We start from the raw sequence: 16,149 nt of genomic DNA on the forward strand, positions 1-16,149 counted from the left end.
CGAGCAGATCCTCTTCAACGAGCTGCGCCCCGGCCAGATCGTCGTCGTCGACTGCGAGGGCGACCCGGCCAAGTTCGAGAAGGCGAAGCTGGTCTTCCAGGGCGCCGAGAAGGGCGTGACGGTGCCCGACGCGGTGCCCGCCGACCTCGCGGTGCCGACCACCGAGGAGTGACCCGCTAAGGCGTGACGTGTTCGGCCCGGCTGCGACGCAGCCGGGCCGTTCGCATATCTCGGTCGCGGCCGGTCCGGGGCGCGGCCGATCATGTGCCCCATGCAACGTCAGATCAGAGCGGTGTACGACGACAGCACCGTGACCGTCTACCAGGCGTACTCACCGGACATCGCTGATCCGGCGGTCCGTGCCGGACGGTTCGTGCCACCGTTCAAACGGGACCGGATGACCTGGATCAAACCGTCCTTCCTGTGGATGATGTACCGCTGCGGCTGGGCGTCGAAGCCCGGCCAGGAGCGGGTGCTGGCCGTGTCGATCACCCGGGCCGGTTTCGAGTGGGCGCTGGCGAACGCGTCGCTCAGCCACTACGAGCGCAGTGTCCACCCGGACCGGGCCACCTGGCAGCGGGACCTGAAACGGGCGCCCACCCGGGTCCAGTGGGACCCGGAACGCGACCTGCGCCTGCGGGAGCTGCCCTACCGGTCGCTGCAGGTCGGGCTGGGCGGGGCGGCGGCGGTGCTCTACGTCGACGAGTGGACCACCGGCATCACCGACGTGACGCCGCTGGTGGGTGAGATCCGCGCGTTGCTCGACTCCGGCGACGAACCGGGCGCGAACAGACTGCTGCCGGTGGAGCGGGTCTATCCCCTGCCCGCCGGTGTCGCCGCCCACCTGCACGCCGACCCGCCCGGGCACTGAAGCCCTCCTGGCGCCGCCGGATCAGCCCGGTGGCCGCGCTGCGGCCCCGGGCCGCCGTAGGACGCCGCGGGGGAGCCGCGGGACGGTCCTGGTGCGGTTGAGGGCGCTCTGCGCCGTACCCCGCTAGAGGTCTTGCACTCCGCCCTTGGGGGTGTCGCCGGCGAGAACGAAGTCCTCGACGCCGAGGCGCTCGACGAGGCCGTCCTCGACGAGACCGGCGAGGGCCCGGGCACGCTGCACCTCGTCCTGCCAGACCACGTCGAGGCGCTGGCGCGGAACGGGCCCGGTGGCGTGCCTCAGGACCTCCAGGAGCAGGCCGCGGACCTGCCGGTCGGTGCCGGCGTAGCGCTGCGGTTTGCGGCTCGGGCCGTCCGGCAATGGCTGGCCGGTGAGCCGCCAGGCGCACACGTCGTGGAACGGGCAGACGGCACAGCGAGGGGCGCGGGCGGTGCAGACGATCGCGCCGAGTTCCATGAACGCGATGCTGGCGCGGGCCGCGGCCGCCGAGTCGGGCGGCAGCAGCGCCTCCATCGCGGTCAGGTCGGCGGCGGTCGTGGCCTGCCCCGCATCCGGTTTGCCCTCGACCGCGCGGCAGACGACCCGGCGCACGTTGGTGTCGACGACCGGATGCCGCTGGCCGTAGGCGAACGTCGCCACCGCCCGCCCGGTGTACGTGCCGACGCCGGGCAGTGCGAGCAGGTGTTCCAGCGAGGAGGGGACGTGGCCGCCGTGCCGTTCGACGATGGCGACCGCGCACGCGTGCAGACGCATCGCCCGGCGCGGGTAGCCGAGCCGCCCCCACATCCGGATCGCTTCGGACGGCGGGTCGTCGGCGAGCGCGGCCGGGGTGGGCCAGCGGGTCATCCAGGAGCGCCAGGCGGGCTCGACCCGGACGACCGGGGTCTGCTGCAGCATCACTTCGCTGACCAGTACTCCCCAGGGGGTGGTGTCCGGCTGACGCCACGGAAGAGCGCGGGCATTTGCGGCATACCAGGTGATGGCTTCGTCGGCGAGAGTCATATCCCGTTTACTGTAAGCGGGTGCACGAGCTTGCCATCACCGTCATCGGACCGGACCGGTCCGGCATCGTGGCCGACGTCTCCGAGGCCCTGGCCGAGGTCGGGGCGAACCTGACCGACTCGACGATGACCCGCCTGCGCGGCCACTTCGCGATGACCCTGATCTGCAACGGCCTCTCTTCCCAGGACGCGGAGCGGGCACTCGGGCCGCTGGCCACCGGTGGCCTGATCGCCACCGTCCGCCCCGTCGAGCCGGAGGTGGACGAGGCGCCGGCCGGGGAGCCCTACCTGGTCAGCGTGCACGGGGCGGACCGGCTCGGCATCGTCGCCGCGGTGACCCGGGTGGTCGCCGCCGCGGGCGGCAACATCACCGACCTCACCACCCGCCTCACCGGCCCGCTCTACCTGCTGGTCGCCGAGGTGGACGTGCCGCCCGGCACCGCCGACGACCTGGGTGAGCGGCTCGCCGTGGTCGCCGCCGAGCTGGACGTCGACGTGTCGCTGCGCCGCTCCGACTCGGAGATCCTGTGAGGAAGGTGGTCACCGCGCCCGCGGCCGTGCTCAGCACTCCCGGCGCGGAAGTCGACGCGTGCGACCCGGGGATCGTCGAGCTGGCCGGGGAACTGGTCGCCATCATGCGGGCGTCACCCGGTTGTGTCGGTCTGGCCGCGCCGCAGATCGGCGTGAGCGCGCAGGTCTTCTGCGTCGACGTGACCGGCCATCCGAAGGCGGCGACCACGCACGGCGAGTTCGTCCTCTGCAACGCGAAGATCATCGAGGCGAGCCGGTGGCGTCCCGGCCGGGAGGGCTGCATGTCGGTGCCCGACCTCACCGGCGATGTGAGACGGGCCGCCCGGATCGTGGTCGAGGCGGTCCGGCCGGGCACCGGCGAACCGGTCACCATCACCACCGACGCGTTCGAGGCACGCGCCCTGCAGCACGAGATCGATCACTGCGCCGGAAAGCTCTTCCTCGATCGGGTGGCCGGGGCGCACGCCGTCTACCAGCGCAAGGTCTATCTCTAACGAGCGGTGTCGTGAGTTGGTGTCGCATAACCGGCGCGTCGTGCACATAGCGACGGGTGTGCGGGTTTACCGTTGGCGGCATCATGCGTGCGACGGTTGGTCCCCTCCCACCCGCGGTCTACTGGCGGCGGCGTGTGGTCGTGCTGAGCGCGGTGCTGCTCGGCGTCATCGTGCTGTTCAACACCTGCTCCGGTGGGGACGAACCAGACCCGAAGAAGACGTCCTCCCAGGCCTCGCAGAACCCGGCACCGGCCCCGAAGAACCCGAGCGCGTCGCCGAGTCCGTCGCTTGAGGACAGTGCGCCGCCGAAAGGCGGCGACCCCTACCCCGACCCGGCCGATCTGCTCTCCCGGCCGCCCGGCGACGGCGAGGCGCTCCCCCCACCGGCGACCTCCGCACCCGCCAATGTGCCGGCCGCCGGGCAGGGCTGCACCGACGCGGAACTCAACCTGACGCCGGTCCCCACGGACACGTCGCCGCGGCGGGGCGTCCCGACCGACATCAAGCTGAAGATCAAGAACGTCGGCAACCGCACCTGCACCCGTGATCTCGGCGCCAGCGCGCAGGAGCTCTACATCGTCGCCGCCGCACAGCGCATCTGGTCCTCCGACCAGTGCGCCGGGCTCAAGGGCAACAACGTCGTGACGCTCGCTCCCGGCGCCGAGCAGCTCTTCGAGGTCACCTGGAACGGCAAGCAGTCCAACCAGTGCACCGGCACCGCGGCGTCCGGCCCCGTCCCGCCGGCCGGCGCCTACCAATTGTTCGGGCGCCTCGATCAGATGATCAGCACCCCGGTCGTGCTCACCGTCGTCGCCTGATTTGGTCGCCGCACTCGAGCTCTACCCGGACGTCGACACGACACGCCGGATCCGTACCCTCTGGCGCGCTCTGGAAGCCGACGGCATCCCGTCCCTCGGCTCCCTGCACCAGAAACACCGCCCGCACGTGTCCCTCGCCGCCGCCCACCGCCTCGATCCGCACGCGGTGGCCGACGCCCTCGGTGACTTCCCGGTCGGCCGGGGCCTGAGCCTCGACATCGACTTCGTCGGCCAGTTCGTCGGCCGCGTCCTGTGGCTCGGCATCACCGTCACCGAGGAACTGCTCGCCCACCACCGCGCCGTGCACGAACGCCTCACCGCCGGCGGCGTAGAGGTGTGGGAACACTACCGGCCGGGGCGATGGGTGCCGCACTGCACGATCTCGCTGCGCGTGCCCAACCCGATGATGGCCCCGGCGGTCCGCCGCTGCCTGGAATACCTCCCGCTGCGGGCCACGGTCGTCGGCGCGGCCCTCGCCGACCACGCCAACGACATCAGCCATCCGCTCTGAGCCCCGAACCCCGCGCCGGGCTTCAGGTCTCGCGGCGGCTTCCGGCTCTCCCAGCATTTTTCGTACGATCCAGCAACACGCCTGTGGCTACCCCGCAAGGTCCGCGCGGCTCCCGGCCGAAGCGCGACCGCCGGGCATATCCGGTGGTCACCGGCTGGCAGTCGCCGCCGTACCACGCCGAAACAGCGGCAGCCGGCATCCCGGCGTCCACCCGGCCAGGCAGATCAACCGACCGTGGCCGGCGGTTGCAGGCGACAGCCAGCCGTAGCCCAGCCGTGAAATACCCGCCGCATTACCTACCGGAGCTACGGCTCGAGGGCTTCAGTTGTTCCGTTGACCGGCCCAGCCGTAGTTCAGGCGTGAAATCGGCGTCGGATGACCTGCTTGGGCTACGGCTGTCTCCGCCCTGCTGAGGCAGCCTTGATCCCGCTTGCCGGTGTTGTTGCGGTGCCTTCCACGGCTCTGGGGGTGTTGCTCGGGCAACTCAGACAGCCCCGACGATCAGCCGGAGCGTTGCTGGCCGTTCGCCCGGGCTGTTCTGGAGGGTTGAGGCCCGTCAGGCGGAGTGGCGTCCGCGGCGGACCTGGCGCCCGGCGAACAGCAGGCCGGTGCCGATGAGGAGGGCGCCACCCGCGTAGAGCGCGAGACTCACCGAGTCGGCCCCGGTGGCCGGCAGCCGGTCGTCAGGGGTGGCATCCGGGACCGGGGTGGTCGCCGGGACGGTCGGAGCCGCTGAGGCGGTCGGGGCGGCGGCAGGACTCTCCGAAGCCGTCGGCACGGCCGACGTAGGCGAGGCAGCGGGCGCAGTGGTGGGCGTGGTCGTGGGCGCGGTGGACGGCGCGGCCGGCGGTGCGGTCGTGGGGCGGGCGGTCGGTGTGACCGTGGTCGGGCCCGGAGTGGGAGCCTCGGCGCAGTCCGACGGCTTGCTCCATGCTCCCCGGCTGGTGGTGAAGCTGTTGTCACGGACCTCGACGACCGCCGGCTTCCGGCTGACGAACTCGTGGAACGCGCCGGCACGGACCCGCACGAGCCGGCCGTCCACGGTGAACGTGGCGTCCACGTTGGCGCCGGCCGCGTTGGCGAGGCGGGTGTGCAGGTTGCCGGCGCAGTCGCTGCGGAACGACACCGACGGCTTCGGCGAGCAGGTCCCGGAACCACCGTTGTACCAGGCCCGGACCCCGCTGGACCGGCTGCCGAGGCCGCTGGTCGATCCGAGTTTGGCGTCGCCGTACGGCGTGGTGCCGGTGGTGATCTCGTTCCGGATCGAGGTGCCGAAGATCGTGTCGACCTGGGTGTGGCAGCCGGGCACGCCGACCTCGAGGCGGACGCTGCGGTGCCCGGAGTCGATCCGGGCCCGGTCGGTGTCGTAGGCGAACTGCGGCACCGCATAGTTCCGGGCCGGCGCGGTGTAGGACACGAGCGAGAAGTCCTGCTGCTCGCCGTTGCAGAGCGGCCGGACGGCGGTGATCGTGGCGGTCCCGGCCGGCCCGTCGAAGGTGTGCTGGAAGGTGGCCTCGGCCGCGCGCACGCAGGAGCCCCCGGTGGTGGCGTTGGCGGCCGGTGCGATGCCGGCGAAGGCGCTGGTGGCGACGACGGTGCCACCGAGGACGAGCATGAAGCGACGCAAGATTCCGGCCCCCACAGGATCGGGTCGGGGGCGGTCTCACCACTGACTCCCCGGGCCGCAATGCGGTGACCGATCGAAGCTCGGCCCGGATCATAATCTCCCCAGTTACGGGTGCTCGCGACGTTTTGTCCCGGCGGTGAGAAGGCTAGGCATCACCTGTGAGTCACAACAGTGGCCATTACGGTGGGTGATGTCGACCATCGTCGGATAGTTCCTGTGCGGCCTAATGCAGTGGCGCGATGTCACAGCCGACCGATTGCTGAGTGACGCGAATCACTCCAGGATTCACCATGTGACTCCCTGTGTCGATCGAGGTCGAGACAGGTTGTCCCCCGAACGGTTCGGGCGGCTGGTCTGCCAGGCCGGCCCTCACCGCCCGCAGCTCCGTGGAGACCACCGCGGACGCCTGGAAGGCCGGGGAATCAGACGTAGCGTTCGAGAATGGAGGCCTCGGCGAGCCGGGACAGACCCTCCCGCACGCCCCGCGCCCGCGCGTCACCCACACCCTCGACGGCCTGCAGGTCTTCGACGGTGGCGCCGAGCAGACGCTGAAGGCTGCCGAAGTGGTCGACCAGCCGGTCGACGATCTGCGCGGGCAGGCGCGGCACCTTGGCGAGCAGCCGGAAACCGCGCGGCGAGACGGCCGAGTCGAGGGAGTCGGAGGCGCTGGGATAGCCGATCGCCTTGGCGACCGCCACCAGGTCGATCATCTCGGTGGCGGTCAGCAGGTCGAGTTCGACCAGCGCCTCGTCAAGGGTGCGGGCCTTACGGCCGGACGGCAGGTAGTCGCGGATGACCAGGGTGCGGTCGGAGTCGACGCCGGCCATCAACTCGTCGAGCTGGAGAGCCAGCAGGCGCCCGTCGGTGCCCAGTTCCACCACGTAACCGGAGATCTCGTCGGCGATCCGGCGAACCATCTCGAGCCGCTGCACCACCGCGACGGCGTCGCGGACCGTCACGAGGTCTTCGATCTCCAGCGCCGACAGGGTGCCGGACACCTCGTCGAGCCGCAGCTTGTAGCGCTCCAGCGTGGCCAGGGCCTGGTTGGCGCGGGACAGGATGGCGGCCGAGTCGTCCAGGACGTGCCGCTGACCGTTCACATAGAGGCCGATGATGTGCATCGACTGGCTCACGGAGATCACCGGGTAACCGGACTGTTTCGCCACCCGCTCGGCGGTGCGGTGCCGGGTGCCGGACTCCTCCGACGGGATGGACGGGTCGGGCATCAGGTGCACGGCGGCGCGGACTATGCGGGTGCCGTCGCTGGACAGGACCACCGCGCCGTCCATCTTGCACAGCTCACGGAGCCGGGTGGCGGAGAACTCCACATCGAGCGGGAAACCGCCGGTGCAGATGGTCTCGACGACGGTGTCATAGCCGAGCACGATGAGGGCGCCGGTGCGGCCCCGGAGGATGCGCTCCAGACCGTCACGCAGCGCGGTGCCCGGGGCCATCAGGGCGAGGTTGGCCCGGAGCGGATCGCTCGCGCCGCCGGTGAGGCCGGCGTTTGCCGTCGGTGTCATCGCGCGATGGCCCGCGCCGTTGACGCCGGGACGCGGCGTTGAACTGGCGGAGGGCTTGGAACCATCGCGGTCGAGCGGCACCCGGACATTCTACGGACTGTCATCCGGACCAACGAGTCGTGGATTGATGAATGTTCCGTAGCGTGATGAAACGTGACTCTCCGTCATCGGGAACCGTGCTCTGCGGAGGCTCGCGCTGCGCTCTGCAACGCAGACTGCAGATTGCCCACCTCGATGACCTCCATGCTCTTCGGCACGCCGGCCATGCCGTCGGGGCCGCAGCCGGGCGGCACCAACGCGACCTTGAACCCGAGCCGGGCCGCCTCGGCGAGGCGCCGGCCGACCGCGCCGACCCGGCGGATCTCCCCGGTCAGGCCGACCTCACCGATCGCCACCAGGTGCGGCGCCATCGCCAGGTCGAGGCCGCCGGAGGCCACGGCGAGCGCCATCGCCAGATCGGCCGACGGCTCGATCAGCCGGATGCCGCCCACCGTCGCCGCGAACACCTCACGGTTGTAGAGCTTGAGCTGTTTGGTGCGGCGCTCGAGCACGGCCAGCACCATGGCGAGGCGGGCGTGGTCGAGACCGGACACCGTGCGGCGCGGAGAACCCTGCACCTCGGCGCCGATCAACGCCTGCACCTCGGTGACGAGAGCGCGCCGCCCCTCCATCGCCACGGTGACGCACGTGCCGGGCACCGGCTCCAGATAACGGGTGAGGAACAGCCCCGACGGGTCGGGCAGGCTGGTGATGCCGCCCTCGTGCATCTCGAAGCAGCCCACCTCGTCGGCGGCGCCGAACCGGTTCTTCACCCCGCGGACCAGCCGCAGCGACGAGTGCTTGTCACCCTCGAAGTGGAGCACCACGTCGACCAGATGCTCCAGCACGCGCGGGCCGGCGACCTGCCCGTCCTTGGTGACGTGGCCGACCAGGACGGTGGCGATGCCCCGCTCCTTGGCGATCGACACCAGCGCGGCGGTCACCGCCCGCACCTGGGTGACCCCGCCGGGCACGCCCTCGGTGCCCGGGGCTGAGAAGGTCTGCACCGAGTCGAGCACCAGCAGGCCCGGGCGGACCGCGTCGAGGTGACCGATCACCGTGCCGAGATCGTTCTCCGAGGCGAGGTAGAGCTTGTCGTGCAGGGCGCCGAGCCGCTCGGCGCGCAGCCGGACCTGGCTCACCGACTCCTCACCGCTGACCACCAGCGACGGGGTGCCGGCATTGACGGCCCACTGCTGGGCGACGTCGAGCAGCAGGGTGGACTTGCCCACACCCGGCTCACCGGCCAGCAGCACCACCGCGCCGGGCACCAGCCCGCCACCGAGAACCCGGTCGAGCTCACCGACACCGGTGGCCACAGCCCGGGCCGGAGCGGCGCTGATCTGCGCGATCGGCCGGGCCGGCTCGGCCGGCATGCGGGAACTGACCACCCGGCCGGAAGCGGCCACGACGATCGTGGACTCGATGATCGAGCCCCACTCGCTGCACTCCGGGCAGCGGCCCAGCCATTTCGGTGGCTGGTGGCCACAGGCGTCACAGACGTAGGCGGCCTTGGGCGCCTTGGCAGCCGAACGGGAGGTCGTCACCCCGACACGCTAGCTCGGGGGTACGACATCTCCTCCGTCAGTGACCGCCGCCGGTGCTCTCGCCCTCTTCGTGAATCTCGGCCGAGCCGCGCGGAGCCGGGGTCAGCGGGGAGGCGACCGGCGCCTGGACCACCAACGGCTCGGCGTCGTTGCTGAACTCGAAGACCAGGTTGACCGCCATGCCCGGCTTGAGGTCGTCGGTCAGGCCGATGATCTGGAGCGGGGCGGTGTCGGTCGGGCGGAACAGGGCCGAACCCTGCGGGTCGAGCTTGATCTGGGCCGGACGCACCGAGGTCGCCGCACCCGAGCCCGTGGTCGGCGCCGCGGAAGCGGAGGCGGAAGCAGCACCGGAGGCGGAAGCGCTCGCCACCTGACCCGGCGTGGTCACGGTCGCGGTGCTGACGAAGCCGACCTGGCCGCCGGAGACGACCTGCGGCCGCTCGGCGGGCTTGCTGCTGATCGTGACGGTGACCGGCTCGTTGCCCTCGTTGAAGAGACTGAGCTCCAGCGGCGCGCTTTCCTTGGCGTGGTAGCCCTCGACGCCGTTGTACTCCACCTGAAGGTTGCGGACGAGCACCGTGTCCTTCATACCGCCCTGGGCGTTGACGCCGGCGATCGGCGTGTCCAGGATGGCGGTCTCGGCGACCTGGCCGGCCGAGCATCCGCCCAGAGCCAGGGCGGCGACCGTGGCGGCACCCGCGACCAGAGCGGCGCGACGGGTTCCCAGGGAGCGCATCACGATCCTCCAAATAGAGACACCAAGGTGTGAGATCAGCGTAGTGGGCCGCGATCGGGCGCGTGCGGGGACCCATCCATCGGGTACGGGCGATCACGTCACCCGCCCGCTGAGGACCAGTAGCAGGACGTCGATCAGGGCCACCACGATGACCGCACGGAACAGCGCGACCGGCCGTCCTTCGGCGCGGCGCGCGGCGTACCACCCGAGTGGAAGGACCACGACGGCGGCCGCGCCCGCCGCCAGCCCCGGCCACGACGGTGGCCCCGGTGGGCCGAGGACCAGCGTGAGTGTCGCGCCGAGCAGGAGTGCGGCGGCGGCCAGTTGCGAACCCTCGGCGCCGATGCGGTGCGGCAGGCCCCGGACCCCGGTGGCGGCGTCGTCGGCCAGGTCCGGCAGCACGTTGGCGAAGTGGGCGCCGCCGCCGAGCAGCGCGCCCGCCGCGACCAGCCACGGCGGTGGGAACGGGTGCCCGGGCAGGGCGAACACCACGAACGCCGGAAGCAGACCGAAGGAGATGAGGTACGGCAGCACCGAGAACGCCGTGTTCTTCAGCGGCCAGTCGTAGAGCAGGGCGGACCCGGTCGCCACCGAGATCGCCGCGGTGGCCGGGGCCCCCAGCGGCCACGCCAGCAACGGCACCGCCAGCGCGGCCAGCAGCCCGGCGATTCCGACGGCACGCCGGGAGACCGCCCCCGCCGCCACCGGTTTGTCCCGCCGCCCCGACCGCCGGTCCCGTTCCGCGTCCAGCCAGTCGTTGACCCAGCCCACCGCGAGCTGGGTGGCGGCCACCGTCACTGCGGCCACCGCGAGCCGCCACCCGCGGTGCCCCGCTCCGGCGGCCAGCAGTGTGATGGCGAGCGTGACCGCGCCACCCGGTTCCGGATGTGCCGATCTGAGCAGGGCGAGCGCACGGGACATGCCTCGCAGTGTGGTCGCGGGGACGTATCCGTGCCAGTCTCGATCACATGCTGTCGATGCGGCGCAACGATCCACGTCAGTACGACGATCTGGCCGCCGAGTGGTGGCGCCCCGACGGGCCCTTCGCCATGCTGCATTGGCTCGCCGCCGCCCGGGCGGCTCTGATCCCACCGGCCGGCGCCTCCGGCGGTGTGCTGCTCGACGCCGGCTGCGGCGGTGGGCTGCTCGCCCCGCACGTGCGGGGGAAGGGCTACCGGCACGTCGGTGTCGACCTCGGCCGTCCCGGTCTGCGGCAGGCCACGCCACGCGGCATGACCCCGGTCAACGGCGATGTGACGGCCCTGCCGCTGGCCGGCGGCAGCGCCGACGTGGTGGTGGCCGGCGAGATCCTGGAGCATGTCACCGACCTGCCGGCGACGGTGGCCGAGCTGTGCCGGGTGCTGCGGCCGGGAGGCCTCGTCGTGATCGACACGGTCAACGACACCGCGCTGAGCCGGCTGATCACGGTGACTCTCGGCGAGCGTTTCGGGGTGGTGCCGGCCGGCCTGCACGACCCGGCGCTGTTCGTGCCGCCGAGGCGGCTGGTGGCCGAGTTCGCCCGGCACGGGGTGGCGTTGACCGTGCGCGGGGTGCGCCCGAGCCTGGCCGACCTGTTCCGCTGGCTGGTGCTGCGCCAGGCGGTGACCGGCCGGATCGTCCCCACCTTCTCCACCGCGGTCCTCTACCAGGGGACAGGACGCCGCCGCCATGCGTGACGAACGTCCGGGAACGGGATGCCGCCATGCGTGAGGAACGCCCGGGAACGGGATGCCCGCATGTGTGACGAACATCGTGGATCGGGCAGTGAGACATCGGCATGTATGACGAACATCGGGGAACAGGACATCGGCATTCGTGACGAACACCAGGGGGCGGGACACCGGCATGCGGAATGAGGCGCGGCGGCTGGCCGCACGGTTCGCGGCCCGCGCGGCCGCCACCGACCGGGACGGCACGTTCCCCGTCGACGATTTCGCTGATCTGCGGGCGGCCGGCTTCTTCGGCCTGATGGTCCCGGCCCGGCTGGGTGGCGCCGGGGCCGGCTTCGCCGAATATGCCGAGGTCGCCTATGAACTGGCGCGTGGCAACGGCGCCACCGCCCTGATCTTCAACATGCACGCCTCGGTGACCGGCGCGCTCAGCGGCGTCACCGACGAACTCGCCGAAGCGCTCGGCCTGCCGCCGGAAGCCCTGGAGGCTCGCGACAGCCACCTGAAGGCAGCCGCCGGTGGCAGTTGGTTCGCGGTGGCGATGAGCGAACGGGGTGCCGGCTCCCGGCTCTCCCGCCTCACCACCAGCTATGAGCCGGTGGACGGCGGATACCGCATCACCGGAGCCAAGACGTTCTGTTCCGGCGCCGGGCACGCCGACGCCTATCTGATCGCCGCCCGCAGCGCCGCCGACCCGACCCAGGTCTCGCAGTTCCTGGTTCCGGCCGGTGACGGGCTGCGAGTCGAACCGACGTGGGACGCGCTCGGCATGCGTGCCACCTCCTCGCACGACCTGCACGTCGATGTCACCGTCCCGGCTTCGGCGCTGCTCGGTGGAGTGGAGGGCCTGGCCCTGGTGGTGGCCCAACTGGCCCCGCACTGGATGGTGGCCAGTTACGCCGCGGTCTACGTGGGTGTGGCCCGGGCCGCCGTCGACGCCGCGGTCGAGCACGTCAAGGCCCGCGGTCTGGCCGGACTTCCGGCGGTGCGGGCCAGGGTGGGCCGGGCCGACGCCGCGGTGGCCGCCGCCCATCTCACCGTGCGTGAGGCGGCCCGGCGGGTCGACGAGGCCCCCGGCGACGCCGAGACGAACCGCTGGGTGTGGCGCGCCAAGCTGCTCGCCGGCACCACCGCCGCCGAAGTCACGGCGTCGATGCTGGAAGCGGCCGGCACGTCGGCGATGCGCCGCGGGCACCCGCTGGAGCGGCTCTACCGCGACGCCCGGGCCGGTTCGCTCCAGCCGGCCACCAGTGACGTGTGCGCCGACTGGCTCGGTGTGGACGCGCTCGGCGGCGACCCGGACGCCGACGGTTCGGCGCCGCGCTGGTGACCGGCCTCCGGATGGACGCGGTGATCGGCGGCCTGGGTGTCGCGCTGCCACCCTCGGCGACCCAGGACGACCTCTGGGACGGCTTCTTCGACCACCACTACGCGGGCACGCGCAACGCCCTGGCCCGGCGCATCTTCACCAACTCCGGCGTCCGCACCCGGCAGGCCGTGGTCAGCCCGCTGCTGGAGGACGTCTCCGGCTGGTCCACCGAGCGCCGGATGCGCCGCTATCAGGCCGAGGCGATGCCGCTCGGCAAGGCGGCGGTGGGCCGGGCGCTCGACGACGCGGGCGTCGCCGCCGGCGACCTCGGCCTGTTCGCGGTCTGCTCCTGCACCGGGTATGCCACTCCCGGCCTGGACATCCTGCTCGCGCGCGACATGGGCATGTCACCGAGCGTGCAGCGGCTCTTCGTCGGCCACATGGGCTGTTACGCCGCGTTGCCAGGCCTCGGCGCGGTGAGTGACTTCGTCACGGCCCGGGGGCGCCCGGCCCTGCTGCTCTGCGCCGAACTCACCAGCCTGCACGTGCAGCCGGCCGGTTCCCGGACCGACATCCACCAGATCGTCTCCCACGCGCTGTTCTCCGACGCCGCGGCCGCCGTCGTGGTCACTCCCAGGGATCGAAGCCCTGCCGGGTACGCCGTACGCGAGGTCGCCGCGATCACCGACACCTCCACGGCCGATCACATGACCTGGGACGTCACCGACCTGGGTTTCCGGATGGGCCTGTCGCCGCAAGTGCCGGCGGTGCTCGCCAAGCACGTCCGCGGCCTCGTCGACGAGGTCCTCGGCCGCCACGGCGTGACCATCGCCGACGTCGACGGCTGGGCGGTGCACCCCGGCGGCCCGAAGATCCTCGACGTGGTGCAGGAACGTCTCGGCCTGGACGGCGCCGCCCTGGCCGAGTCCCGTGGCGTCCTCGCCGCGCACGGGAACTGTTCCTCACCGACGGTGTTGCTGGTCCTCGATGAGCTGCGCCGCCGCCCGGCCCCACCGAAGCGGATCGTGATGCTCGCCTTCGGCCCCGGCCTCACCCTCTACGTCACTCTTCTGGAGGGCTCTACGCTCGGAGCGTGACCGGCGAACGGGGACGCGGCGCCGTGCTTCACGCACTCGCCGCATTGGTATTCATCAGTGGCATCTGGTGGTGGTGGCGTGCCGCGCCCCGTCAGTCCGTCGATGACCGCCTGGCCGGCTGGCGGCACAGCGCCGAGCAACTGCTGCCCGACGTCGGCGATCAGGAGATGGCCAACACCCTGGCCCTGGGGGCCGGCACCGGCCACGAGGAGATCGTCGACGTGGGGCAGGGCGGCTTCCTGATCTCGGTGGTGTGCGCCGGCGACGACGGCAGCCGGGTCCGGGTCAGCTTCGGCAGCCGGGACGACTCTGGGCGTGGGCTGCCGTGTTCCGGGCCCCGCACTCCGGAGGTGTTCAGCGTCGGCCTGGTCGGCGAACTGCGCCTGCGGATCGCTGTCGAAACCGCCGGCCCGGTCGTCTTCCGCTACGCCCTCCAGCGCTCGAACGGGTGATCCCACCCCACCCGCACATCCCCGCCGTCCCGGAGCTTGCCCGCGGTGACCAAGTGTCGTCGATGGCCTGGGCTGGTGGATCGCATGTTGGCCGGGAACCGCCGGGCGAGTGGCGTGGGGTTTCATGTCGGCCCGGAGCCGCCGAACATGGCGCGTGGCTCGGACGTCGACCCGCCGCCACGCCCGGTGGGCGCGCTGCGATCCGGACCACCGCGGGCATCGCGTGGGAGCCACGGGACGGTCCGTTTTGGCCTTAACTATCTGCGGCGTACCCGAAGAGGGGTTTTGTCGTTATAGGCGGGCCAGGTCGGGGCGCACGATCTCGATCGACGCGACACGCGGATGAGTTCGCACGATCTTGCCGAGGTGGTCGACCAGGACGATCGCCGCGGTGCCGTCGGGGGCGCCGACGCCGAGCTGATGACGCAGCGTGTCGGTGGGGTCGTGCAGGAGGACGACCGCTTTGCCGTCGGCCCCGGGGGTCCGTGAGGTGGACAGCGCGCCGGCCGTCGCGGACCACGCCGACGGGCGGACGGAGGAGACCGCCAGGATCGTGATGCCGGGACGCGCGGCGGTCACCGTGTCGGTGATCAGCGCCGCGCAGTCGCAACCCTCGGTGAGCATCACGACGGCGGGGAGGCGGCCCCTGATCGGGACGGCCTGACCGTCGGCGCCGATGAGGTCGAGTGCCGGCAGCTTGTCGATGCGGTCCTCGGTGGTGCCGGCGGTCCGCTGGGTGGCCGGCTGCCGGACCGGGCCGGGCCAGGCGGAGGCGAACAGGCTGGCGACGGTGACCAGGACGGCCATCGTGATGATCAGGGCGGGAGTGCGCACCAGCAGGGTGCCGAACCGGCGCAGGCGGCGAGACCAGGGCCGGCGGGTCACGCGCTGCCAACGGGTGAGCGGTGGGCCGGTGTGCAGCTCGGCACGCACCGCCTCGACCTCGTCGGCCAGCTCGGAGAGGTCGTCGGGAATGACGATGACGCCCCACTCGTCAGGGAGGTCGGGAAGGTCGTCGGGGGACCCGCCCCCGGGCGGCCTGCCATCGTTGTCGCTCGCGCCAGCCATGACTCAACCTCCCCCCTGGCCGACCAGATCTTGCTTCGGTCGGGGAACTCCCGTCCAGCCTCCCGCACACGGAGCCGCATCGCCAGTGGTGCGCCGATCCGGACCTTAGCGATAAGCTTGACCTCACAAAGCCATCAGGTCCGGAATTTCCGACTCGATAGCAGGAGTCGTGAGCGGGAGTCGTGACAGTGATGTCACTTTGCGTTACTTAGGCAGCTTCCGGCTCCCCTGTCAAGCGGTAGAAAGCCCCATCACAGGGCCTCTGAGCTGCACTAACAGTGACCGTCAGGGCGAGACACGGGCGCCTGAGCGTGTTACCCTAGACACAGCGAAAGGGGTTTCGAACCTATGGTTTTCAGTGTCGGCGAGACCGTTGTTTACCCCCACCACGGGGCCGCACTCATCGAGGCAATCGAGACTAGGGTCATCAAGGGCGTTGAAAGGCAGTATCTCGTTCTGCGTGTCGCCCAGGGCGATCTGACTGTTCGAGTGCCCGCTGAGAACGCCGAAGAAGTCGGCGTGCGCGAAGTGGTTGGCGAGGAAGGCCTGGGTAAGGTCTTCGACGTCCTCCGCGCTCCGCACACCGAGGAGCCGACCAACTGGTCGCGGCGCTACAAGGCCAACCTGGAGAAGCTGGCTTCCGGTAACCCGCTCAAGGTCGCGGAAGTTGTTCGTGACCTTTGGCGTCGTGAGCGTGAGCGTGGCCTGTCGGCGGGTGAGAAGCGAATGCTCGCCAAGGCTCGTGACATTCTGGTCGGCGAGGTCGCCCTCGCTGAGAAGAGCACCAAGGACGAGGCCGAGGTCCTGCTCGACAAGGTCCTCACCGAGGCCTGATCC

Annotated in this window: 17 protein-coding genes; 10 read left to right on the forward strand and 7 right to left on the reverse strand. The window is 71.4% G+C overall.

Translation table 11 applies throughout. The features are described from left to right. Nucleotides 1–271 precede the first annotated feature (271 nt). Complete coding sequence (locus QLQ12_RS34865; RefSeq protein WP_282765053.1) at nt 272–871, forward strand: DUF4291 domain-containing protein; 600 nt, start codon at nt 272–274, stop codon at nt 869–871. 123 nt (nt 872–994) lie between these two features. On the opposite strand, the gene QLQ12_RS34870 is transcribed toward QLQ12_RS34865, so the two are convergent. Then, nucleotides 995–1,891 carry an HhH-GPD family protein gene (locus QLQ12_RS34870; RefSeq protein WP_282765054.1) on the reverse strand — a complete coding sequence of 299 codons (897 nt, stop codon included), beginning with the start codon at nt 1,889–1,891 and terminating at the stop codon, nt 995–997. A gap of 20 nt (nt 1,892–1,911) precedes the next feature. On the opposite strand from QLQ12_RS34870, the gene QLQ12_RS34875 reads away from it, so the two are divergent. From QLQ12_RS34875 to QLQ12_RS34890, 4 genes are all read left to right on the forward strand, one after another. Beyond that, on the forward strand, nt 1,912–2,421 hold the full coding sequence (locus QLQ12_RS34875; RefSeq protein ID WP_282765055.1) for a glycine cleavage system protein R: 510 nt from the start codon (nt 1,912–1,914) through the stop codon (nt 2,419–2,421). Continuing rightward, nucleotides 2,418–2,915, forward strand: a complete 498-nt coding sequence (gene def, locus QLQ12_RS34880) for a peptide deformylase (protein WP_282765056.1) — start codon at nt 2,418–2,420, stop codon at nt 2,913–2,915. The genes QLQ12_RS34875 and def overlap by 4 nt, the downstream gene beginning before the upstream one ends. Nucleotides 2,916–2,998: 83 nt before the next feature. Continuing rightward, entirely contained in the window at nt 2,999–3,733 is a 735-nt protein-coding gene (locus QLQ12_RS34885) for an adhesin (RefSeq protein WP_282765057.1), read from the forward strand. A gap of 1 nt (nt 3,734) precedes the next feature. Then, nucleotides 3,735–4,244: a 2'-5' RNA ligase family protein gene (locus QLQ12_RS34890; RefSeq protein WP_282765059.1), complete on the forward strand. Its 510-nt coding sequence runs from the start codon at nt 3,735–3,737 to the stop codon at nt 4,242–4,244. 556 nt (nt 4,245–4,800) lie between these two features. On the opposite strand, the gene QLQ12_RS34895 is transcribed toward QLQ12_RS34890, so the two are convergent. The 5 genes from QLQ12_RS34895 to QLQ12_RS34915 form a co-directional block, all read right to left on the reverse strand. Further along, a complete protein-coding gene (locus tag QLQ12_RS34895) occupies nt 4,801–5,859 on the reverse strand; it encodes an LPXTG cell wall anchor domain-containing protein (protein ID WP_282765060.1) in 1,059 nt (352 codons plus the stop codon). 434 nt (nt 5,860–6,293) lie between these two features. Continuing rightward, a complete protein-coding gene (disA, locus tag QLQ12_RS34900) occupies nt 6,294–7,475 on the reverse strand; it encodes a DNA integrity scanning diadenylate cyclase DisA (RefSeq protein WP_282765061.1) in 1,182 nt (393 codons plus the stop codon). An 83-nt stretch (nt 7,476–7,558) separates the two neighbouring features. Beyond that, entirely contained in the window at nt 7,559–8,980 is a 1,422-nt protein-coding gene (radA, locus tag QLQ12_RS34905; protein WP_282765062.1) for a DNA repair protein RadA, read from the reverse strand. 37 nt (nt 8,981–9,017) lie between these two features. Next, the gene (locus tag QLQ12_RS34910) at nt 9,018–9,716 is read right to left on the reverse strand and encodes a hypothetical protein (protein WP_282765063.1); all 699 of its coding nucleotides are present in this window, start codon (nt 9,714–9,716) and stop codon (nt 9,018–9,020) included. A 93-nt stretch (nt 9,717–9,809) separates the two neighbouring features. Beyond that, nucleotides 9,810–10,637, reverse strand: coding sequence for a UbiA family prenyltransferase (locus QLQ12_RS34915; protein ID WP_282765064.1), 828 nt, complete (start codon nt 10,635–10,637; stop codon nt 9,810–9,812). A 47-nt stretch (nt 10,638–10,684) separates the two neighbouring features. On the opposite strand from QLQ12_RS34915, the gene QLQ12_RS34920 reads away from it, so the two are divergent. From QLQ12_RS34920 to QLQ12_RS34935, 4 genes are all read left to right on the forward strand, one after another. Beyond that, on the forward strand, nt 10,685–11,392 hold the full coding sequence (locus tag QLQ12_RS34920; protein WP_282765065.1) for a methyltransferase domain-containing protein: 708 nt from the start codon (nt 10,685–10,687) through the stop codon (nt 11,390–11,392). 169 nt (nt 11,393–11,561) lie between these two features. After that, entirely contained in the window at nt 11,562–12,716 is a 1,155-nt protein-coding gene (locus QLQ12_RS34925) for an acyl-CoA dehydrogenase family protein (RefSeq protein ID WP_282765205.1), read from the forward strand. A gap of 11 nt (nt 12,717–12,727) precedes the next feature. Continuing rightward, entirely contained in the window at nt 12,728–13,792 is a 1,065-nt protein-coding gene (locus QLQ12_RS34930; RefSeq protein WP_282765207.1) for a type III polyketide synthase, read from the forward strand. Then, complete coding sequence (locus QLQ12_RS34935; RefSeq protein ID WP_282765066.1) at nt 13,789–14,244, forward strand: DUF6023 family protein; 456 nt, start codon at nt 13,789–13,791, stop codon at nt 14,242–14,244. Before QLQ12_RS34930 ends, QLQ12_RS34935 begins: the two co-directional genes overlap by 4 nt. A gap of 291 nt (nt 14,245–14,535) precedes the next feature. On the opposite strand, the gene QLQ12_RS34940 is transcribed toward QLQ12_RS34935, so the two are convergent. Further along, nucleotides 14,536–15,312: a hypothetical protein gene (locus QLQ12_RS34940; RefSeq protein WP_282765067.1), complete on the reverse strand. Its 777-nt coding sequence runs from the start codon at nt 15,310–15,312 to the stop codon at nt 14,536–14,538. 348 nt (nt 15,313–15,660) lie between these two features. Here QLQ12_RS34940 and QLQ12_RS34945 point away from each other — a divergent pair, with 348 nt between their 5' ends. Then, nucleotides 15,661–16,146 (forward strand): CarD family transcriptional regulator, encoded by a 486-nt coding sequence (locus QLQ12_RS34945; protein WP_014447856.1) that lies wholly within the window; start codon nt 15,661–15,663, stop codon nt 16,144–16,146. Nucleotides 16,147–16,149 lie beyond the last annotated feature (3 nt).

The organism is Actinoplanes sandaracinus, assembly GCF_030009775.1.
GTDB classification, from domain to species: domain Bacteria; phylum Actinomycetota; class Actinomycetes; order Mycobacteriales; family Micromonosporaceae; genus Actinoplanes; species Actinoplanes sandaracinus.

Excerpts from the sequence above, each read along its gene's own strand:
- QLQ12_RS34865 (WP_282765053.1), top strand. The coding sequence starts at position 272 with ATGCAACGTCAGATCAGAGCGGTGTACGACGACAGCACCGTGACCGTC.
- QLQ12_RS34870 (WP_282765054.1), bottom strand. The coding sequence starts at position 1,891 with ATGACTCTCGCCGACGAAGCCATCACCTGGTATGCCGCAAATGCCCGC.
- QLQ12_RS34885 (WP_282765057.1), top strand. The coding sequence starts at position 2,999 with ATGCGTGCGACGGTTGGTCCCCTCCCACCCGCGGTCTACTGGCGGCGG.
- QLQ12_RS34895 (WP_282765060.1), bottom strand. The coding sequence starts at position 5,859 with ATGCTCGTCCTCGGTGGCACCGTCGTCGCCACCAGCGCCTTCGCCGGC.
- QLQ12_RS34910 (WP_282765063.1), bottom strand. The coding sequence starts at position 9,716 with ATGCGCTCCCTGGGAACCCGTCGCGCCGCTCTGGTCGCGGGTGCCGCC.
- QLQ12_RS34915 (WP_282765064.1), bottom strand. The coding sequence starts at position 10,637 with ATGTCCCGTGCGCTCGCCCTGCTCAGATCGGCACATCCGGAACCGGGT.
- QLQ12_RS34920 (WP_282765065.1), top strand. The coding sequence starts at position 10,685 with ATGCTGTCGATGCGGCGCAACGATCCACGTCAGTACGACGATCTGGCC.
- QLQ12_RS34925 (WP_282765205.1), top strand. The coding sequence starts at position 11,562 with ATGCGGAATGAGGCGCGGCGGCTGGCCGCACGGTTCGCGGCCCGCGCG.
- QLQ12_RS34930 (WP_282765207.1), top strand. The coding sequence starts at position 12,728 with ATGGACGCGGTGATCGGCGGCCTGGGTGTCGCGCTGCCACCCTCGGCG.
- QLQ12_RS34940 (WP_282765067.1), bottom strand. The coding sequence starts at position 15,312 with ATGGCTGGCGCGAGCGACAACGATGGCAGGCCGCCCGGGGGCGGGTCC.
- QLQ12_RS34945 (WP_014447856.1), top strand. The coding sequence starts at position 15,661 with ATGGTTTTCAGTGTCGGCGAGACCGTTGTTTACCCCCACCACGGGGCC.